This is a genomic window from Pseudomonas sp. UYEF17 (assembly GCF_040546125.1).
Taxonomy (GTDB): domain Bacteria; phylum Pseudomonadota; class Gammaproteobacteria; order Pseudomonadales; family Pseudomonadaceae; genus Aquipseudomonas; species Aquipseudomonas putida_Z.
The window spans coordinates 1-16800 of record NZ_JBEPNE010000003.1; the positions used below are offsets into that span (position 1 = coordinate 1).

Sequence of the window (16800 nt, forward strand, 5' to 3'; positions counted from 1 at the left end):
TAAGAAACCCTAAACTTGGCTCAGCAATCTCAAATGACTATGTGATTTCTCGCATGGTCACTTGTGATGCTGATAATCTTTGTGACTGTCAGTCCGTACTCACAAGCACCCACACGAATTGCTTGATTCGATTTGTTAAAGAGCGTTTGGTTAAGAGCCTTTCGTCTCAACCGAGGCGCGCATTCTACGCTTTCCTCATTTGCTGTCAAGCGTTTATTTTGAAGTTTTTTACAGCTGGTTTCTTTCGAAACCCTTCAACCTCAACAACTTACCGCTCGCCTCGAAGCGTTCATCGCTGCGAGGAGGCGAATAATACGCGCTTTGAAATCAGAGTCAACACCTTGATCTGAAAAAACTTTCTGCCGGCGTTTGTCTCCTCGCCGGCAACTAATGAAAGCGCCGCGAATCTGTAGAGAAACACCCCCACGGAGCGTAGCGGCCATGAGCGATGCGCAAAGCGAGAAAACCCCGGGCCTGTCGGCGGACGAGGAGCAGGAAGTCAGCCTTAGCCAGCCGCCCCGCGCGGCAGTACTGCACGAGATCATTCGTTACCAGGGCGACCAGGAACTGGAACGTACACTCGCCGCACTGTGGTGGTCGGCACTGGCCGCAGGCTTGTCCATGGGGCTGTCGCTCATGGCCATGGGCCTTTTCTATGCTCGCCTGCCAGAGGGGGACAGCGCTCAGGTAATCGCCAGCATCGGCTACAGCGCAGGCTTCCTTGCAGTGATACTGGCGCGTCAGCAGTTGTTCACCGAAAACACCCTGACCGCCGTGTTGCCGGTAATGACCGCCCCCACCCTGGCCAACTTCGGGCGCCTGCTGCGCCTTTGGGGCGTTGTACTGCTTGGCAACCTCGCCGGCACCTTGCTGGTGGCCTGGGTAATGCTGGAACTGCCGATCTTCGACAGCAAGACCGATGTGGCCTTCCTGGAGGTGGGCCGCAAGGTCATGAAGAACGATATCAGCCAGATGTTCGCCAAAGGCATCGTATCGGGGTGGATGATCGCCACAATGGTCTGGATGATCCCATCGATGGAACATGCCAAGATCTGGATCATCCTGATGATCACCTACCTGATGGCCCTGGGCGACTTCACCCATATCGTGGTCGGCTCGGTCGAGGTGTCCTATCTGGTCTGGGCCGGCGATGAAACCTGGCGCAGCTTCTGGCTGGAGTTCGCCCTGCCAACTCTGGCGGGCAACATCATCGGCGGCAGCTTCATCTTCGGCTTGATCAGCCATGCACAGGTGCGCAGCGACAGCGGCAAACCGCCCTCACGACTACTGAAAGAGGACCAGCCACCCTCCCCGCGCCGCAACAACGGCAACAAATGAACTTCAGCGTGCCGCCACCACGCGCTCGTTCGCCTGGCCGCGCTGACGCACGGGCCGCGGCTGCCACCAGTTCTGCCCGGCGTGCGGAGAGTCAAGGCTGACCCGCTCCCCCATCTGCGGCGTGCTCAGACGCACCTGCGCCTGGTTGGCCAACGCCAGGATGCGCTCGAACGGCTCCTGCCAGCCATGCATGGACAGGTCGAAGGTGCCGTTGTGAATCGGCAACAGCCAGCGCCCGCGTAGATCCAGATGGGCCTGCAGGCTCTGCTCCGGCTGCATGTGCACATCGGGCCAGGCGACGTTGTAGGCCCCGGTCTCGATCAGGGTCAGGTCGAACGGCCCGAAGCGCTCGCCAATCTGCTTGAACCCATCGAAGTAGCCGGTATCGCCACTGAAGAATACCCGCACATCCTCGTCGACGATCACCCACGACGCCCACAAGGTCCGGTTGCTGTCCAGCAGCCCACGCCCGGAAAAGTGCTGAGCCGGGGTGGCGACAAAGCGCACGCCCTCGACCTCGCTTTCCTGCCACCAGTCCAGCTGCCGCACCTTTGCCGGTGCTACGCCCCAGGTCATCAGCAGGTTGCCTACGCCCAGCGGCGCCAGGAACACACTGGTGCGCGATGCCAGTTGGCGAATCGCCTGTTCGTCAAGATGATCGAAGTGATCGTGGGACAGTACCACCGCAGCCAACGGCGGCAACTGGTCCAGCGCCAGGGGCGGCGCATGGAAGCGCAGTGGGCCGGCCCACTGCACCGGCGAGGCGCGCTCGGCGAATACCGGGTCGGTAATAAAGAAGCGCCCGCGCAGCTTGAGCAATACCGTGGAATGGCCCAGGCGCCAAAGGCTGCGGTCGGGCGCATCGAGCACCTGTTGGCGGGTCATGGGCTGGAGGCTGACCGGTGTGGCCGGCCGGGTTTCCGGCGGTTTGCGCAGGAACAGGTACTTGAGCCCGATGCGCAGTTTCTTCAATACGCCATCCTGTGGCAACGACGCCTGATTGTGAAAGCGCCCTTCCCGCTGAGGCGCCGGCTCGCCGGCAGGGTTGGCCAAAGGGACCATCAGCAACACTCCGAGCAACAGGAAAGCCTTCATGTTACCCCACAGTGATCGGATCAACCGTGAATTGGCTTGTAAGGTCATTTTTCGTCGATGAAACACTGTTCAACAATATTCATGCGAGTTATGCGATAAACGGTGCTTCAGCAGAAGAACGATGACCAATATGGATAAACGCAGCGGCAAAGGACTTTCATTCGCCAAACGCATCTACCTGCCGCGGGTCATCGGCCTGGGGATTGGCCTGTTCAGCGTCATGGCCGCCATGGCGCCGCTGTCACCGCCCACCTGGGCATGGCTGCTGGTACTGTTCAACGGCCTGGTGTGGCCGCATGTGGCCTACCTGTGGGCCGCCCGTTCGGCCATGCCCTACCAGGCAGAACAGCGCAACCTGGTGCTGGACTCCCTGATGGGTGGGTTCTGGACCGCCGCCATGCATTTCAATCCATTGCCCAGCGTGACCGTGCTGTCGATGATGACCATGAACAACGTCGCCGCCGGCGGCAAACGCATGGTCGTTCGCGGGGTGCTGGCCCAGCTGACGGGCATGCTCGTCGCCATCCTGCTGCTGGGCCCCGGCCTGCAACTGAACGCGACGCCCCTGCAGGTCTATGCATGCCTGCCGATGTTGACCCTCTACCCGCTGGCGCTGGGCTGGGTCTGCTACCAATTGGCGATCAAGCTGGCCGACCACAAGCGCCGGCTGAGCACCCTGAGCCTTACCGACAGCCTGACCGGTCTGCTCAACCACGGCGCCTGGAAAGACCTGCTGCTGCTGAAGTTCCAGGCTTGCCAGCAGCAACAGGGGCACGCGGTGATTGCCCTGATCGACATCGACCACTTCAAGACCATCAACGACACCTTCGGCCACGTGGTCGGCGACTGTGTGCTGCGCCAGCTCGGCGCCGAGCTGCGGCGCAATCTGCGCGAAGGCGACCAGGCCGGGCGTTACGGTGGTGACGAATTCTGCGTGATCCTGCCGGACACCAGCGAGGCCCAAGCCTGCCAGGCCATGGAGCGCCTGCGCGAGCAGGTCGCCAGCTACCGCAACCCGCAGTTGCCGCACCTGCGCATCAGCCTGAGCATCGGCCTTTCGGCATTCGAGGCCGACCTGGAGTCACCCGAACACTGGCTCGAACAGGCGGACAAGGCGCTGTACACCGCCAAGCATGCCGGGCGCGACCAGGTCAATTTTGCCCACAGAGACGCTGCGGCGCTCAGGCTGGCCTATCCTGATTGAACCTCCTTCCTGACTAACTGGCGGGAGGCTGCCTGAAGGAGCCGCTCGCGCATGGCCAGGACCGCCAACCTTCCACCCGCCAGCCCCACACCACGCTTCCAGGTGCGTCGCCTGATTGCCGGCTTCAGCGCAGTTTTCGGCCTGGCCTGCCTGATCATCCTCGGCGCCCTGTTCAATATCGCGGGTACTCTTGACCATCAGGAGCGCCAGCGCAGTGCCTCGCAGGCAACCAAGGCGCTGGAGCAACGGCTGCTCGCCTCGCGCCAGTTCCTGTCCAGCTACGCCGTGTGGGATGCTGCCTTCGAACACCTGGCGGGCCAGGCCGACTGGAAATGGGCCTACGAAGAAAAGAACGTGGGCGAGTCGCTCTACAGCGCCAGCGGCTATGAAGGGGTGTTCGTGGTGGAGGACGCTCGCACCACCTACGGTTTGTTCAAAGGCCAGCCGACCCAGGCGGCGGCCAATACCTATATTGATGCAGCGCTGCAGCCAATCATCGACCAGGCCCGGGCGGCAGCCATCCCACGTGAACAGATCACCCGTTTCGTCCTGTTCAACGGCTGGCCGGCAGTGCTCAGTGCCGCGGCGGTGCGCCCGGACCGGGATGTCACCGATAGCGAGGTGCGCCAGGCGCCGGTGATGCTATTCGTCGACCAGCTCACCGAGGAAAAGCTGGCACAGCTGAGCAGCGGTGCCGGCCTGACCGGCATGCACGTGGAAAACGATGATGTGGGGGAGCACGGCCACCTGCGCATCGACCTCGGCGATACCGGCTACCACCTGTCCTGGAGCAGCCCGCTGCCAGGGCAGCAGTTGCTGCGTGCGGTGTTGCCGCCGCTGGCGGGTGCCTTGCTGATACTCGGCCTAGTCATGCTGTACCTGTTCCGCCATGCCTTGCGCAGTTCGCGGGCGATCGACCTCACGCTCGCCGATCTGCAGCAGAGCAACCAGGCCCTGGAGGCCAGCGAGCAGCGTTTTCGCGCAGTGGCCGAGTCGGCCTCCGACTGGATCTGGGAAACCGATCGGCAACAACGCCTGACCTACCTTTCGCAACGCTTCGTCAATGTCACCGGCTACCCGGTGGACGACTGGCTAGGCCACCCGCTCAATCAGTTGCTGGCCTGCGATACCACGCCGCTCTCGCCGTGGCTGGATGCCCTGGCCGCGGTCGACCCGCAACAACTGGCCAACCTGCGCTGCACCTACCGCGACCAGAATGGCCAGAACCGCTACTGCCGGATATCGGCCCGCGCCATCTGGTACGACGGCAAGCCCGTCGGTTTTCGCGGCACCGCCAGCGACATCACCGACGAAGTCGACGCTCATGCGCGCATCCAGCACCTGTCGCTGCACGACCCGCTGACCGGGCTGGCCAACCGCAACAAGCTCGCCCGGCACCTCGAGCAGGCCTTGTTGCGCGGCAGTGATTCGCCGCCACTGACCTTGCTGCTGCTGGACCTGGACAACTTCAAGCCGATCAACGACTCCCTCGGCCATGCCGCCGGTGACGCCGTGCTGCAGGAGGTAGCAACACGCCTGCGCGACAGCACCCGCGATGGCGACCTGGTCGCGCGCCTGGGCGGCGACGAGTTCCTCCTGGTGCTCGGCGGCATGGACAACCGCAGCGAGATCGACCGCTTCTGTGCGCGCCTGATCAGCCTGCTGCAGCAACCGATCATCTTCGATAACCAGCCCCTGCATGTTGGCGCCAGTATCGGTGTCGCCCAGACCCGTACCCAGGGCTTCGATGCCGGCGAGCTGATCCGCTGCGCCGATATCGCCCTTTACCAGGCCAAGGCCGACGGCAAGTGCACCTGGCGCTATTTCGCAGCCGAAATGAACCAGCAGATCCAGTACCGCCGCCAACTGGAGAACGACATGCGTCGGGCCCTGCGCAACCAGGAATTCGAGCTGCACTACCAGCCGCGCTATCGCCTCAGCGACCTGCGCATCGTCGCGGTCGAGGCTTTGCTGCGCTGGCAGCACCCGCAGGAGGGGTTGCTGGGGCCGGACACCTTCATTCCGTTGGCCGAACAGAGTGACATCATTGTTGCGCTGGGCCGCTGGGTGCTGCGCGAAGCCTGCCGCACCGCCCATGACTGGCCCGCCGATGTACTGGTTTCCGTGAACCTGTCACCGGCGCAGTTCCTGCGCAGCGATGTGGTGGCCGATGTACGCGAGATCCTGCTGGAAACCGCCTTCCCTGCCCAGCGCCTGGAGCTGGAAATTACCGAGAACGTGATGCTCAATGACATCGAAGGCGCGCTGGGCACCATGCTGTCGCTCAAGGAGCTGGGCGTGCGCCTGAACATGGACGACTTCGGCACCGGCTACTCGTCGTTGGGCTACCTGCGCACCTACCCGTTCGACAGCATCAAGATTGACAAACGCTTCATCGGCGGGCTGAACAACACCGCTGGCAGCGACCGCGCCGTGGTCCAGGCCATCATCAACCTGGGCGAAGCGATGGGGCTGACGGTGACGGCCGAAGGGGTGGAGAGCGAGCAGCAGCTCAGGGCACTACAGAAGGACCGCTGTCATGAAGTGCAGGGCTATTACCTGAGCAAGCCGCTGGACAGTGCGGGGCTCGAGGCGTTGTTGCAGCAGGCATCCCAGCGTTCGGCGCCCTACCTGTAGCGCGCGGACGTAACTGTCTTGTGCAGGTTTGATACTTGCACATCCCCTGTGGGAGCGGGTTCACCCGCGAAAAATGCAACTCGGTATATGGCACCGGCTTCGCCGGTGTTCGCGGGTGAACCCGCGCCCACAGTGATGGTGCAGGTTTTCGGTATTCGAGCGAGGCAGTTACTCCGCTGTTACAGAGCGGAATCCCGCTGCAAGCTGCGCTCTGCCACGATTTCCGGCAGGTCGCGCCGGCGCAGGTAGGTGCGCAGCGGTTCACCGATGTTCAAACGGTCATCCACATGCTGCTCCAGCAACAGCGCCAGCCGTTCGCGGCACAGGGCCATGCGCTGCCCTTGCTCGGGCCGCCAGACAAACTCGCTGCAGGGCGTGATGCTGGCGTCGGCCACGTCCATGCCGAACGAATCTTCGGAAAAACGCACGATGTGCACACCGCGCTTGCCATGAAAACCGACGAAGCCCTTGAGCTGGTCGGCAGCGTTGCAGATGTCCTGGGAAGTGATGGCCATGACGTAACCTCGCAATGAAATCGGAAGATACGCACGCCAGGCGGGGGTGGTTGCCTCTGCCGGGCAACTCGTGACTGGCAGCCTAACGCAAGCCGTCGCACAGGCGCCACGCTTTTCATCGATCAGCGGTCACCGTCAACCTGCGAATGCAGCACCTCGCCCAGCCACTGCATGAAGGCCTGCACCCGGCGTGGCACGTGCCGTTGCCGGGCATACAGCAGTGACACGGGCATGGCCGGGGCCTGCCAGCCTTCCAGTACCGAAACCAGCTCACCGCGCTGCAGGTGCTCGGCCACGCCCACCGCCGGCACCTGGATCAACCCCAGCCCGGCCAGGCAGGCCGCCGAGTAGGCCTCGGCATTGTTGACCGTGACCACTCCGGCCATGGCCTGGAAGTGCAGTTCACCGCCCTGCAGGTATTCGAAACCGGCACTGCGCCCCCCAAGGGTGCGCACGTAGTGCACCAGGTGGTGCTCGGCCAGGTCCTGCAGCGTGCGCGGCACGCCATGACGGGCCAGGTAGGCAGGGCTGGCACAGTTGCGCATGCTCAGTTGCCCGACCGGGCGCGCCACCACGTCCAGGTCATGCAGGGCACCAATGCGCATCACACAATCGAAGCCTTCACGCAGCAGGTCGACCTGGCGGTCGGTGCAACTGAGCTCCACCTCCAGGCGCGGGAAGCGCTGCAGAAACTGCGGCAGCGCCGGGATGATGACCCGACGGGCCATCATGGTCGGCAGGTCGACCCGCAGGCGCCCGGCCAGCTCGGCGTCGTCGGCGCAGAACAGGCTCTCGATCTCGTCCATGCCCGACAGCAGGTCCTTGCTGCGCTCGTACAGCAAGGCGCCATCCTGGGTTGCCTGCACCCGGCGGGTGGTGCGGTTGAACAGCTGCGTACCCAGCAAACGCTCCAGCGCCCTGACCTGCTCCGACACGGTCGAACGGGGCAGCCCCAGGCTCTCGGCAGCCAGGGTGAAACTGCTGACCTCGCTCACCCGCACAAAGGTGCGCAGCAACTCCAGCTTGTTCACTTGAACCTCGTCTATCCGGTTTTACCGAACAGTATTTCCATATTTGCTGGATTTAACAGCACAACACCGACCAATAACCTGTGCTCATCAGCCCACCATGAGGTTTTCACCATGACCCGCAAGATTGCCCTGATCACTGGCGCCAGCCGCGGCTTGGGCCGCAACACTGCCGAACACCTGGCCACACGCGGCATCGATGTCATCGGCACCTACCACAGCAAGGCCGAGGAAGCCCAGGCCGTGGCCGTGCGGCTGGAGCAGGCCGGGGTCAAGGCCGCCATGTTGCAACTGGACGTCAGCGACAGCGCCAGCTTTGCCGGCTTCGCCGAACGCCTGGGGGCAACCTTGCAGCAACACTTCGGTCGCGAGCGTTTCGATTTTCTGGTGAACAATGCCGGGATCGGCTTGAACGTGCCATACACCGAAACCAGCGAGGCGCAGTTCGACCAGTTGCTGAACATCCAGCTGAAAGGACCGTTCTTCCTCACCCAGCGCCTGCTGCCGCTGCTGGTCGACAATGGTCGCATCGTCAACATTTCCACTGGCCTGGCGCGCTTTGCGCTGCCGGGGTATGCCGCCTATGCCGCGATGAAGGGGGCGATGGAGGTGCTGACCCGCTACCAGGCCAAGGAACTGGGCGCGCGTGGTATTCGCGTGAACATTCTGGCGCCGGGGGCGATCGAGACGGACTTTGGCGGCGGCGTGGTGCGGGACAACCGCCAGGTGAATGAATACATTGCCGGCAACACGGCGCTGGGGCGCGTGGGCCTGCCGGATGATATCGGAGCAGCGATTGCGCTGTTGCTGGAAGATGGCAATGGCTGGATCAACGGGCAACGGCTGGAGGTTTCAGGCGGGATGTTCCTCTGAAATCGAGAATCTGGGGCCGCTTTGCGGCCCATCGCGACGCAAGGCCGCTCCTACAAGAATACGCAATCGCACGGGGAATACGCGATCGCCTGTAGGAGCGGCCTTGTGTCGCGATGGGCTGCTCAGCAGCCCCCTTGGCCCTCACGGCCGATTCTGCTCCTCATGCACCTGCACACTGGCCGTCATCCCCGCACTCAGGGTCACGCCCTCCGGCACCTGGTCGAGGCGGATCCTCACCGGTATCCGCTGCGCCAGGCGCACCCAGTTGAAGGTCGGTTCAACCTCCGGCAGCAACTGGCTGTCGGGGTTGCTGTTGCGGTCGGTGATACCACGGCTGATGCTTTCCACATGCCCTTGCATCGGCTCGCCTGCGCCCATCAGCCAGACCTTCACCGCATCCCCCACACGAATGCGCGGCAGCTTGGTTTCCTCGAAGTAGGCCTGGATATAGAAGGTTGAATCGTCCACCAGGGCCATCACCGATTCCCCGGTGTTCACATAGTTACCCTCGGCCAGGCGCAGGTTGGTGATATGCCCGCTGCGCGGTGCCCGCACTTCACTGCGCGCCAGGTTGATTCTGGCAACCTGCAACTGTGCCTCGGCCTCATGCAGCTCACCACGGGCGATGGCCGCATTGATCTGGGCGTTTTCCCGCAATTCGGCACTGATCGCCTCCGGCCCCAGGGCGGTACGCCGGGCCGCTTCACGCTCGCGCAGGCGCAGTTGCTGGCTGCGGGTCTCGGTTACCGCGCTGGCCTGGTCGAAGGCCGCCTGGAAGCGTTCGCGGTCGATGCTCATCAGCAGGTCGCCGGCCTTGACCTGCTGGTTGTCACGGGCCTTCAGCTCGCGCACCCAGCCGGACACATCAGGGGCGATCACCACCACATCGGCGCGCACACGGGCATCGCGGGTCCAGGGGGTAAGCATGTAGTACTGCCACAGCTGATAGCCGGCGAACACGGCAAGGGCCACCACACACAAGGTGACCAGGGTACGTACGGCCGCACGCATCGAAACACTCCTTTATAAAGCTCCCAGCAGTCGCACCACCAGGAACAACACACAAACGAACAACGCCGCGTCGAACAGCGCTTCATGCCAGATCCAGCGCCCCAACGGCGTGGCCTGCACCAGCAGACGCAACAACCCGGTAAGCACCAGCGCCAGCAACACATAAACAAGGAAGGGGCTGAACAGCACGCCGCCCACTTCCCACTCACGCAACCCCATGGGCTTCCTCCTGCCAGCGGCACCACTTGCCCCAGCTCTTCTGCAGTTGCAGCACCGCCCCTTCGGCCAACCGCAGCGGATCGCTTGAGGGTAGACGGCGCAAGGCGCCAATGAACTGTTCGCTGGCAGCATCCAGGCGCTGACCTCGCCCGGGCGCCGGCCCCTTGGCCAGCATGGCTTCTACCTGCTGCAGGTATTCGCGCTCGGCCCGCCCCAACGGGGCTTGGGCAACCGCCAGGCACATGCGCAGGTGCACCAGTTCGTCGCCGATATCCAGGCCGTGCAGGCCGTCGTCCCAGCGCTTGCGTTCGCTCTCGGGCAGTTCGCCGGCATGCCGCGCCAGTTGCATCAGGCGGTCGGCCATGCGCCCGCCAAACCAGCTGTCGGCCCCGCGCAGGTCGCGCCGGGTCAGGCGCACCAGGTCGTTCTGAGTCGCCGCACGCAGGCGCCGGCCCAACCAGGCCGGGTGGCGAAACACCAACAAACGGAAGGCCATCACCGCTGCCGACACACCCACGAGCATGGCCAAGGCACTGTTGAGCATGGTGGCCACGCCGAACTGCATGGCGTTGAGCGGCGACACCAGCACGATGAAATGCAGGCAATAGGAGGTGGCCGTGGCCCCGGTCCGCGGGTGAGCCATGCCCAGCGCACCAAGAAACAGCGGCACGCCCATGCCCAGGCAGAGCATGGCGAAGCTGCTCCATTGCGGCAGCAGAATCTGCCCGACCAGAAACGCCGCAGGTATCGCCAGGAAAATCCCACGCAGGAAGCTCAGGCCGATCTGCGCGCCGTTCTCGCGGCTGGCGAACAGGCTGCAGACCACGCAGGTCAGCACCAGGCCACCTGGTGCCGAAGGCCATGCGGTGGCCAGCCAGAAGCCACTCATTACCAGAAAGGCCAGCGCACTGCGTGAGCCGAACAGCAAAGCCAGCGACCAGTCGCGGTGCGCGGCCAGGCCTTGGGACACATCTTTGGGCGCCCTGCCCGCCTCCACATCGTCCAGCGCCTGGCTGGCAGCCATGGCGTAATCCAGCAGCAGCGCGATGCGCGCCAGGCAGAAGTGCTCCGCCGGGCTGATCTGTTCATCGTGGGCAGCATCCCAGATGCGCTGGCGCAGCAACAACAGGTTCGGCTGGTCGGGCTTGCCCAGCAGTGCACGCACTTCCTCCAGCCAGTGTGCCAGGCGTTCGGCCTCGCGCTCATCAAGTTGCCGCCACTGCCGGCGCACCGAACGGGAAATGCGCAACAGCACCATCAGTTTCTGGCTCAGGCCACGAATGGCACGAGCGCGCTGGCGCCCGCGGTTGCCTTCGAACCAGGCGTGTTCGCGTTGGCTGTCGATGGCAACGATACGCCCCAGGCTTTCCAGCAGGCCTTTGCGCGCCTCGTCTTCGCCACCCAGCATGGCACTGGCGGCCTGCAGGCCGTTCTGCCAGGCCTGGCGGGCCTGCCCGCCCAGTTGCTGCTCTACCCGCATGGGCCAGAGCAAGGCACTGCTGGCGGTGGCACAGAAGATGCCCAGGCAGATCTCGGTGCAGCGCGCCACGGCCTGGTCGAACACCTGCAACGGGTGGTCGATGGCCGGCAGGGCAATGATCGCCGCGGTGTAGCCTGCCAGCACGAAGGCATAGGCCCAGGCACTGCGCAGTTGGGTGGAGGCGGCGGTGCACAGGGCCAGCCACAGGGCCAAGATGAGCAGGAACAGCCATGGGGTCTGGGCAAACAGGCCGATGAACAGCACCGACGCAAACGTGCCGACCAAGGTACCGGCCAACCGCGCCAGGCCCTTCTGCACCACCATGCCCGACAACGGCTGGGCGACGATGAAAGCGGTCATCAGTGCCCAGGACGGTTGCTCCAGGCCCCAGCGCATCGCCAGCCACAGCGCCAGGCCGCCACCGAGCAGGGTCTTGATGGCGAACTTGAGGGCGAGGCTGCTGGGGGCGAACAGGGCCTGGAGGGTGATGGGCACGAGACGGACCTTGCGGGGATGGTCTTGTAGAAAGATAGACAATGGGGGGAAGGATAAAGCGGAAACGATTAATTAGCTAGCTAATCATCTTTATGAGGTGCAGATGGTCCTGTCCCGGCCCTTTCGCAGCACAAGGCTGCTCCTACAGATACTGTGTAGGTGCAGCCTTGTGCTGCGAAAGGGCCGGGACAGGCAACACCAAAATTGCAGGCAAAAAAATGGGCGACCGAAGTCGCCCTAAATGCCTTGCGTGCTCGTGTACCCGGAAGGTCAGCGCGGCTTGCGCTTGTTCGAGTCCTTCCAGATGAAAATGCCCAGACCGGCAAAGAAGACGACCATCAACCCGACCGTTATCACTCCGGCGATAACCACGTTGTCGAAGAACATGCTGGCCTCCCCATTCGTTTGCCGTTGTCCGATGGGTGCAAGTTAACCAATGTGGGGGCGGGGAAAATTGATCGGTGTCAATGGTGCCCGGGGCCGGGCACGCGAGGCGGGTGCAGGGTTGACCTGCGTCAAGTTTCAGCGCTTCTTCGGCTTGCCCTTGGGCTTCTTTTTCTTGGCGGTGTTCAACGGCAGGGCCTGCTCGAACGCATTGCGCATCTCGTTCAGGCGCTTTTCCTTGAGGTCGTGGACGCGCTTGGCGCGTTCGGCATCGAAATCGATGAGGTTGTCTTGGCTCATGGGTGGGCTCGACGATCAACTGAGACTTGCATGATGAAGCCAGGCGCTGGCGCTGACCAGCCCCATGTCAGACTTCGATGTCCACCAGCAGCCCCTGGCGTACATGCTCGCCCATCAACGGCGCCACCGGCACGGTGTTGTCGGCGTTGACCTCGTCACCGGGCATCGCACTGTAGCGTTCGTCGTCGCCCTTCTGCCGGCGTTGCTGCTGGCGGCGCTGCTCGTCGCGCAGCAGCAGCGCCTGCTCCTGCGGGTCACGCTGGTGCTTGAGGTCGATGGCACTTTCACCGGATGCAGGCTGCGTCGGCACCACCGGCTTGATGTCGGGTGTCGGCTTGACCGGGTCCTGTTGCGAGGTCACCGGCGCGGCACTGAGCGGAATGATCGGTGGCAGCATGGACGTTCTCCTATGCCCCCTGTATCGGCAGGCGCGGGCTTACCTTGATGGCAGGCACAACACTTATTCGGCTTCGTCGTCAGGGTCGTCGTCGCTTGGCGGGCTGGCCTCGCTCCAGGGCCGCTTGTACACCTGCTGCCAGACCGCGTCCATGTGCTCGCGCAGCACCTGCGGCGCGGCCTTGAGCGAAGCGCTGTCCTCACGCTCACCGCCGATCGGCTCTTCACCCGCCGGGGTGATCAGCGACTGGCCGGTGATGCTGTAGCTGGCCTGCCCTTCGCGCATCTCGATGGCGATGTCGTGCGGGTCGATGCCACCGCCGCAGAAGGCGTGGCTGGCAACCGTCACCTCAGCGACACCGTCCTTGTTCAGGTCGCCGACATCGCTTACGTCGTTATAGAAGTCCACGTCCAGGTCCAGGCCCGGGCAGGTGGTTTCCTGTTCGATCTGCCAGCGCGCCTTGAACGCGTCGTTTTCGGCGGTGCGCCCGTACAGCGTGGCCTTGAGTACCACCTTGTCCACTTCCTGCTCGCTTTCCGGGTCGCTGGCCTGGCCATCGCTGCGGCTCAATACCAGCAGGCCTTCACCGTCGCGGTCACGAAAGTGCACGCTCTTGATCGGTGTCTGCACACCCAGTACCTCGAGCTGCTCGATCGGGATGGCGGGCAAGGTCTCGAAGTTTTTCTGCTCGCAGGCGGCCAGCAGCAACAGGCTGCCCACGGCCATCGAAGTGCTGATCCAGCGGTGCTTGGCAGACATGTTGATCCGGGGCCCTCGTCGGCAGCACGGTGGGGGGCGATGAAGCGGCTAGACTGTTGCTACCTATCGCACTTCGGCACCTTTCGATGCGCTCGGCACTTTGGTCTGACCGGCCGATCCGTTAACATAACCGGCTTTTTCATCGCGGGAGTTCAGGCAGTATGGCGCAGCAGTATCAACCGGGGCAACGCTGGATCAGCGACAGCGAAGCCGAGCTCGGCCTGGGTACCATCCTGGCGCAGGATGGCCGCCTGTTGACCGTGCTCTACCCGGCCACTGGCGACACCCGCCAGTATTCCCTGCGCAATGCGCCGCTGACCCGCGTGCGCTTCTCGCCAGGTGACCAGATCACCCACTTCGAAGGCTGGAAGCTGACCGTGCGCGAGGTCGAGGACATCGACGGGCTGATGGTCTACCACGGCCTGGACGGGCAGAACCAGCCGCGCACCCTGCCGGAAACCCAGTTGTCGAACTTCATCCAGTTCCGCCTGGCCAGCGACCGCCTGTTCGCCGGGCAAATCGACCCACTGTCGTGGTTCAGCCTGCGCTACAACACCCTGCAGCACACCAGCAAGCAGATGCAGTCGGCGCTGTGGGGCCTGGGCGGCTGCCGCGCCCAACCCATCGCCCACCAGTTGCACATCGCCCGCGAAGTCGCCGACCGCAGCGCGCCGCGCGTCTTGCTGGCCGACGAAGTGGGCCTGGGCAAAACCATCGAAGCCGGCCTGGTGATCCACCGCCAGCTGCTGTCGGGCCGCGCCAGCCGCGTTCTGATCCTGGTACCGGAAAACCTCCAGCACCAGTGGCTGGTGGAAATGCGCCGCCGCTTCAACCTGCAGGTGGCCCTGTTCGACGCCGAGCGTTTCATCGAAAGCGACGCCAGCAACCCGTTCGAGGACGCCCAGCTGGCGCTGGTGGCCCTGGAGTGGCTGGTCGACGACGAAAAGGCCCAGGACGCGCTGTTCGCCGCCGGCTGGGACCTGATGGTGGTGGACGAAGCCCACCACCTGGTCTGGCACGAAGACCAGGTCAGCGCCGAATATGGCCTGGTCGAACAGCTGGCCCAGGTGATCCCGGGCGTGCTGCTGCTCACGGCCACCCCCGAGCAACTCGGCCAGGACAGCCACTTCGCCCGCCTGCGCCTGCTCGACCCCAACCGTTTCCACGACCTGGCCGCCTTCCGCGCCGAGAGCGAGCACTATCGCCCGGTGGCTGAAGCCGTACAGGAACTGCTCGACGAAGGCCGCCTGTCGCCCAAGGCCCACGCCACCATCCAGGGCTTCCTGGGTGCCGAAGGCGAAGCCCTGCTGGCCGCGGTCAGCGACGGCGATACCCAGGCCAGCGCGCGCCTGATCCGTGAGCTGCTCGACCGCCACGGCACCGGCCGCGTGCTGTTCCGTAACACCCGCGCGGCGATCCAGGGCTTCCCTGAGCGCCAGCTGCACCCTTACCCACTGGCCACGCCTGAGCAGTACCGCGACCTACCAGCCGGCGAACATGCCGAGCTGTACCCGGAAGTCGCCTTCCAGGCCCAGGGCGAGGTGGCCGATGACGAGCGCTGGTGGCGTTTCGACCCGCGCGTCGACTGGCTGATCGACACCCTGAAGATGCTCAAGCGCACCAAGGTGCTGGTGATCTGCGCCCATGCCGAAACCGCGATGGACCTGGAAGACGCCCTGCGCGTGCGCTCCGGCATCCCGGCCTCGGTGTTCCATGAAGGCATGAGCATCCTCGAACGCGACCGCGCCGCCGCCTACTTCGCCGACGAAGAGTTCGGCGCGCAGGTGCTGATCTGCTCCGAGATCGGCAGCGAAGGCCGCAACTTCCAGTTTGCCCACCATCTGGTGATGTTCGACCTGCCGGCGCACCCCGACCTGCTCGAACAGCGCATCGGCCGCCTCGACCGTATCGGCCAGAAGCACACCATCCAGTTGCATATCCCGTACCTGCAGGACAGCCCGCAAGAGCGCCTGTTCCAGTGGTACCACGAAGGCCTCAACGCCTTCCTCAACACCTGCCCTACCGGCAACGCCCTGCAGCACCAGTTCGGCCCGCGCCTGCTGCCGCTGCTCGAAGGTGGCGAAAGCAAGGCCTGGGAAGCCCTGGTGGCCGATGCCCGCAGCGAGCGCGAACGCCTGGAAGCCGAACTGCATACCGGCCGTGACCGCCTGCTGGAACTCAACTCCGGCGGTGCCGGCGAAGGCCAGGCGCTGGTCGAGGACATTCTCGAACAGGACGATCAGTTCGCCCTGCCGATCTACATGGAAACCCTGTTCGACGCCTTCGGCATCGACAGCGAAGACCATTCCGAGAACGCCCTGATCCTCAAGCCGAGCGAGAAGATGCTCGACGCCAGCTTCCCGCTGGGCGACGACGAAGGCGTGACCATCACCTACGACCGTGGCCAGGCGCTGTCGCGCGAGGACATGCAGTTCCTCACCTGGGAGCACCCGATGGTGCAAGGCGGCATGGACCTGGTGCTGTCCGGCTCGATGGGCAACACCGCCGTGGCGCTGATCAAGAACAAGGCGCTCAAACCCGGCACCGTGCTGCTTGAACTGCTGTTCGTCAGCGAGGTGGTGGCACCGCGCAGCCTGCAACTGGGCCGTTACCTGCCACCGGCGGCATTGCGCTGCCTGCTCGACGCCAACGGCAACGACCTGGCGTCCCGCGTGGCCTTCGAAACCCTCAACGACCAACTGGAAAGCGTGCCGCGCGCCAGCGCCAACAAGTTCGTCCAGGCCCAGCGCGACGTGCTTGCCCAGCGCATCAGCAGTGGCGAGGCCAAGGTCATGCCGGCCCACGTCGAGCGCGTGGCCGAGGCCCAGCGTCGCCTGACAGCTGAAGCCGACGAAGAACTCGCTCGTCTGGTCGCGCTGCAAGCGGTCAACCCGAGCGTGCGCGACAGCGAGATCGAAGCGCTGCGCAAGCAGCGCGAAGAGGGCCTGGCGATGCTGGAAAAGGCCGCCCTGCGCCTGGAAGCCATTCGCGTGCTGGTGGCTGGCTAGTCTTTCCCCGCACCCGTGTAGGAGCGGCCTTGTGTCGCGATGGGCTGCGCAGCAGCC

At 64.1% G+C, this 16800-nt stretch carries 15 protein-coding genes; 5 read left to right on the top strand and 10 right to left on the bottom strand.

What is annotated here, in order from left to right:
* The first annotated feature begins 441 nt into the window (after window positions 1-441).
* Window positions 442-1338, top strand: coding sequence for a formate/nitrite transporter family protein (locus ABIB24_RS05385; RefSeq protein ID WP_137164695.1), 897 nt, complete (start codon window positions 442-444; stop codon window positions 1336-1338).
* Between the two features lie 3 nt (window positions 1339-1341).
* Here the strand turns inward: ABIB24_RS05385 and ABIB24_RS05390 are convergent, their stop codons facing one another.
* The gene (locus ABIB24_RS05390; RefSeq protein WP_025340338.1) at window positions 1342-2433 is read right to left on the bottom strand and encodes an MBL fold metallo-hydrolase; all 1092 of its coding nucleotides are present in this window, start codon (window positions 2431-2433) and stop codon (window positions 1342-1344) included.
* 130 nt (window positions 2434-2563) lie between these two features.
* Here ABIB24_RS05390 and ABIB24_RS05395 point away from each other — a divergent pair, with 130 nt between their 5' ends.
* Complete coding sequence (locus ABIB24_RS05395) at window positions 2564-3637, top strand: diguanylate cyclase (RefSeq protein ID WP_137164847.1); 1074 nt, start codon at window positions 2564-2566, stop codon at window positions 3635-3637.
* Window positions 3638-3688: 51 nt separating this feature from the next.
* Window positions 3689-6274 (top strand): bifunctional diguanylate cyclase/phosphodiesterase, encoded by a 2586-nt coding sequence (locus ABIB24_RS05400; RefSeq protein ID WP_354316191.1) that lies wholly within the window; start codon window positions 3689-3691, stop codon window positions 6272-6274.
* Between the two features lie 179 nt (window positions 6275-6453).
* On the opposite strand, the gene ABIB24_RS05405 is transcribed toward ABIB24_RS05400, so the two are convergent.
* Together ABIB24_RS05405 and ABIB24_RS05410 are read right to left on the bottom strand one after the other, a co-directional pair.
* Complete coding sequence (locus ABIB24_RS05405; protein WP_013973906.1) at window positions 6454-6789, bottom strand: DUF2025 family protein; 336 nt, start codon at window positions 6787-6789, stop codon at window positions 6454-6456.
* Between the two features lie 122 nt (window positions 6790-6911).
* A complete protein-coding gene (locus tag ABIB24_RS05410) occupies window positions 6912-7820 on the bottom strand; it encodes a LysR family transcriptional regulator (protein WP_075046109.1) in 909 nt (302 codons plus the stop codon).
* 111 nt (window positions 7821-7931) lie between these two features.
* Here ABIB24_RS05410 and ABIB24_RS05415 point away from each other — a divergent pair, with 111 nt between their 5' ends.
* Entirely contained in the window at window positions 7932-8690 is a 759-nt protein-coding gene (locus ABIB24_RS05415) for an SDR family NAD(P)-dependent oxidoreductase (protein ID WP_137164698.1), read from the top strand.
* A 141-nt stretch (window positions 8691-8831) separates the two neighbouring features.
* Here ABIB24_RS05415 and ABIB24_RS05420 read toward each other — a convergent pair whose 3' ends face one another.
* From ABIB24_RS05420 to ABIB24_RS05450, 7 genes are all read right to left on the bottom strand, one after another.
* On the bottom strand, window positions 8832-9701 hold the full coding sequence (locus tag ABIB24_RS05420; protein WP_354316192.1) for an efflux RND transporter periplasmic adaptor subunit: 870 nt from the start codon (window positions 9699-9701) through the stop codon (window positions 8832-8834).
* Window positions 9702-9713: 12 nt separating this feature from the next.
* A complete protein-coding gene (locus tag ABIB24_RS05425) occupies window positions 9714-9920 on the bottom strand; it encodes a DUF1656 domain-containing protein (protein WP_046614712.1) in 207 nt (68 codons plus the stop codon).
* Window positions 9907-11895 (bottom strand): FUSC family protein, encoded by a 1989-nt coding sequence (locus tag ABIB24_RS05430; protein WP_354316193.1) that lies wholly within the window; start codon window positions 11893-11895, stop codon window positions 9907-9909. The genes ABIB24_RS05425 and ABIB24_RS05430 overlap by 14 nt, the downstream gene beginning before the upstream one ends.
* Before the next feature lie 270 nt (window positions 11896-12165).
* Window positions 12166-12282: a cytochrome c oxidase subunit CcoM gene (ccoM, locus tag ABIB24_RS05435; RefSeq protein ID WP_283206076.1), complete on the bottom strand. Its 117-nt coding sequence runs from the start codon at window positions 12280-12282 to the stop codon at window positions 12166-12168.
* Window positions 12283-12417: 135 nt separating this feature from the next.
* Window positions 12418-12579, bottom strand: a complete 162-nt coding sequence (locus tag ABIB24_RS05440) for a hypothetical protein (RefSeq protein ID WP_075046112.1) — start codon at window positions 12577-12579, stop codon at window positions 12418-12420.
* A 67-nt stretch (window positions 12580-12646) separates the two neighbouring features.
* Window positions 12647-12976, bottom strand: coding sequence for an aspartate-semialdehyde dehydrogenase (locus ABIB24_RS05445; protein WP_085590175.1), 330 nt, complete (start codon window positions 12974-12976; stop codon window positions 12647-12649).
* Window positions 12977-13039: 63 nt separating this feature from the next.
* Window positions 13040-13735 (bottom strand): M949_RS01915 family surface polysaccharide biosynthesis protein, encoded by a 696-nt coding sequence (locus ABIB24_RS05450; protein ID WP_025340349.1) that lies wholly within the window; start codon window positions 13733-13735, stop codon window positions 13040-13042.
* 161 nt (window positions 13736-13896) lie between these two features.
* Here ABIB24_RS05450 and rapA point away from each other — a divergent pair, with 161 nt between their 5' ends.
* Window positions 13897-16743, top strand: a complete 2847-nt coding sequence (gene rapA / locus ABIB24_RS05455; protein ID WP_075046115.1) for an RNA polymerase-associated protein RapA — start codon at window positions 13897-13899, stop codon at window positions 16741-16743.
* Window positions 16744-16800: the final 57 nt, after the last annotated feature.

Excerpts from the sequence above, each read along its gene's own strand:
- ABIB24_RS05415 (WP_137164698.1), top strand. The coding sequence starts at position 7,932 with ATGACCCGCAAGATTGCCCTGATCACTGGCGCCAGCCGCGGCTTGGGC.
- ABIB24_RS05450 (WP_025340349.1), bottom strand. The coding sequence starts at position 13,735 with ATGTCTGCCAAGCACCGCTGGATCAGCACTTCGATGGCCGTGGGCAGC.
- ABIB24_RS05400 (WP_354316191.1), top strand. The coding sequence starts at position 3,689 with ATGGCCAGGACCGCCAACCTTCCACCCGCCAGCCCCACACCACGCTTC.
- rapA (WP_075046115.1), top strand. The coding sequence starts at position 13,897 with ATGGCGCAGCAGTATCAACCGGGGCAACGCTGGATCAGCGACAGCGAA.
- ABIB24_RS05395 (WP_137164847.1), top strand. The coding sequence starts at position 2,564 with ATGGATAAACGCAGCGGCAAAGGACTTTCATTCGCCAAACGCATCTAC.
- ccoM (WP_283206076.1), bottom strand. The coding sequence starts at position 12,282 with ATGTTCTTCGACAACGTGGTTATCGCCGGAGTGATAACGGTCGGGTTG.
- ABIB24_RS05385 (WP_137164695.1), top strand. The coding sequence starts at position 442 with ATGAGCGATGCGCAAAGCGAGAAAACCCCGGGCCTGTCGGCGGACGAG.
- ABIB24_RS05420 (WP_354316192.1), bottom strand. The coding sequence starts at position 9,701 with ATGCGTGCGGCCGTACGTACCCTGGTCACCTTGTGTGTGGTGGCCCTT.
- ABIB24_RS05390 (WP_025340338.1), bottom strand. The coding sequence starts at position 2,433 with ATGAAGGCTTTCCTGTTGCTCGGAGTGTTGCTGATGGTCCCTTTGGCC.
- ABIB24_RS05425 (WP_046614712.1), bottom strand. The coding sequence starts at position 9,920 with ATGGGGTTGCGTGAGTGGGAAGTGGGCGGCGTGCTGTTCAGCCCCTTC.
- ABIB24_RS05445 (WP_085590175.1), bottom strand. The coding sequence starts at position 12,976 with ATGCTGCCACCGATCATTCCGCTCAGTGCCGCGCCGGTGACCTCGCAA.
- ABIB24_RS05440 (WP_075046112.1), bottom strand. The coding sequence starts at position 12,579 with ATGAGCCAAGACAACCTCATCGATTTCGATGCCGAACGCGCCAAGCGC.
- ABIB24_RS05405 (WP_013973906.1), bottom strand. The coding sequence starts at position 6,789 with ATGGCCATCACTTCCCAGGACATCTGCAACGCTGCCGACCAGCTCAAG.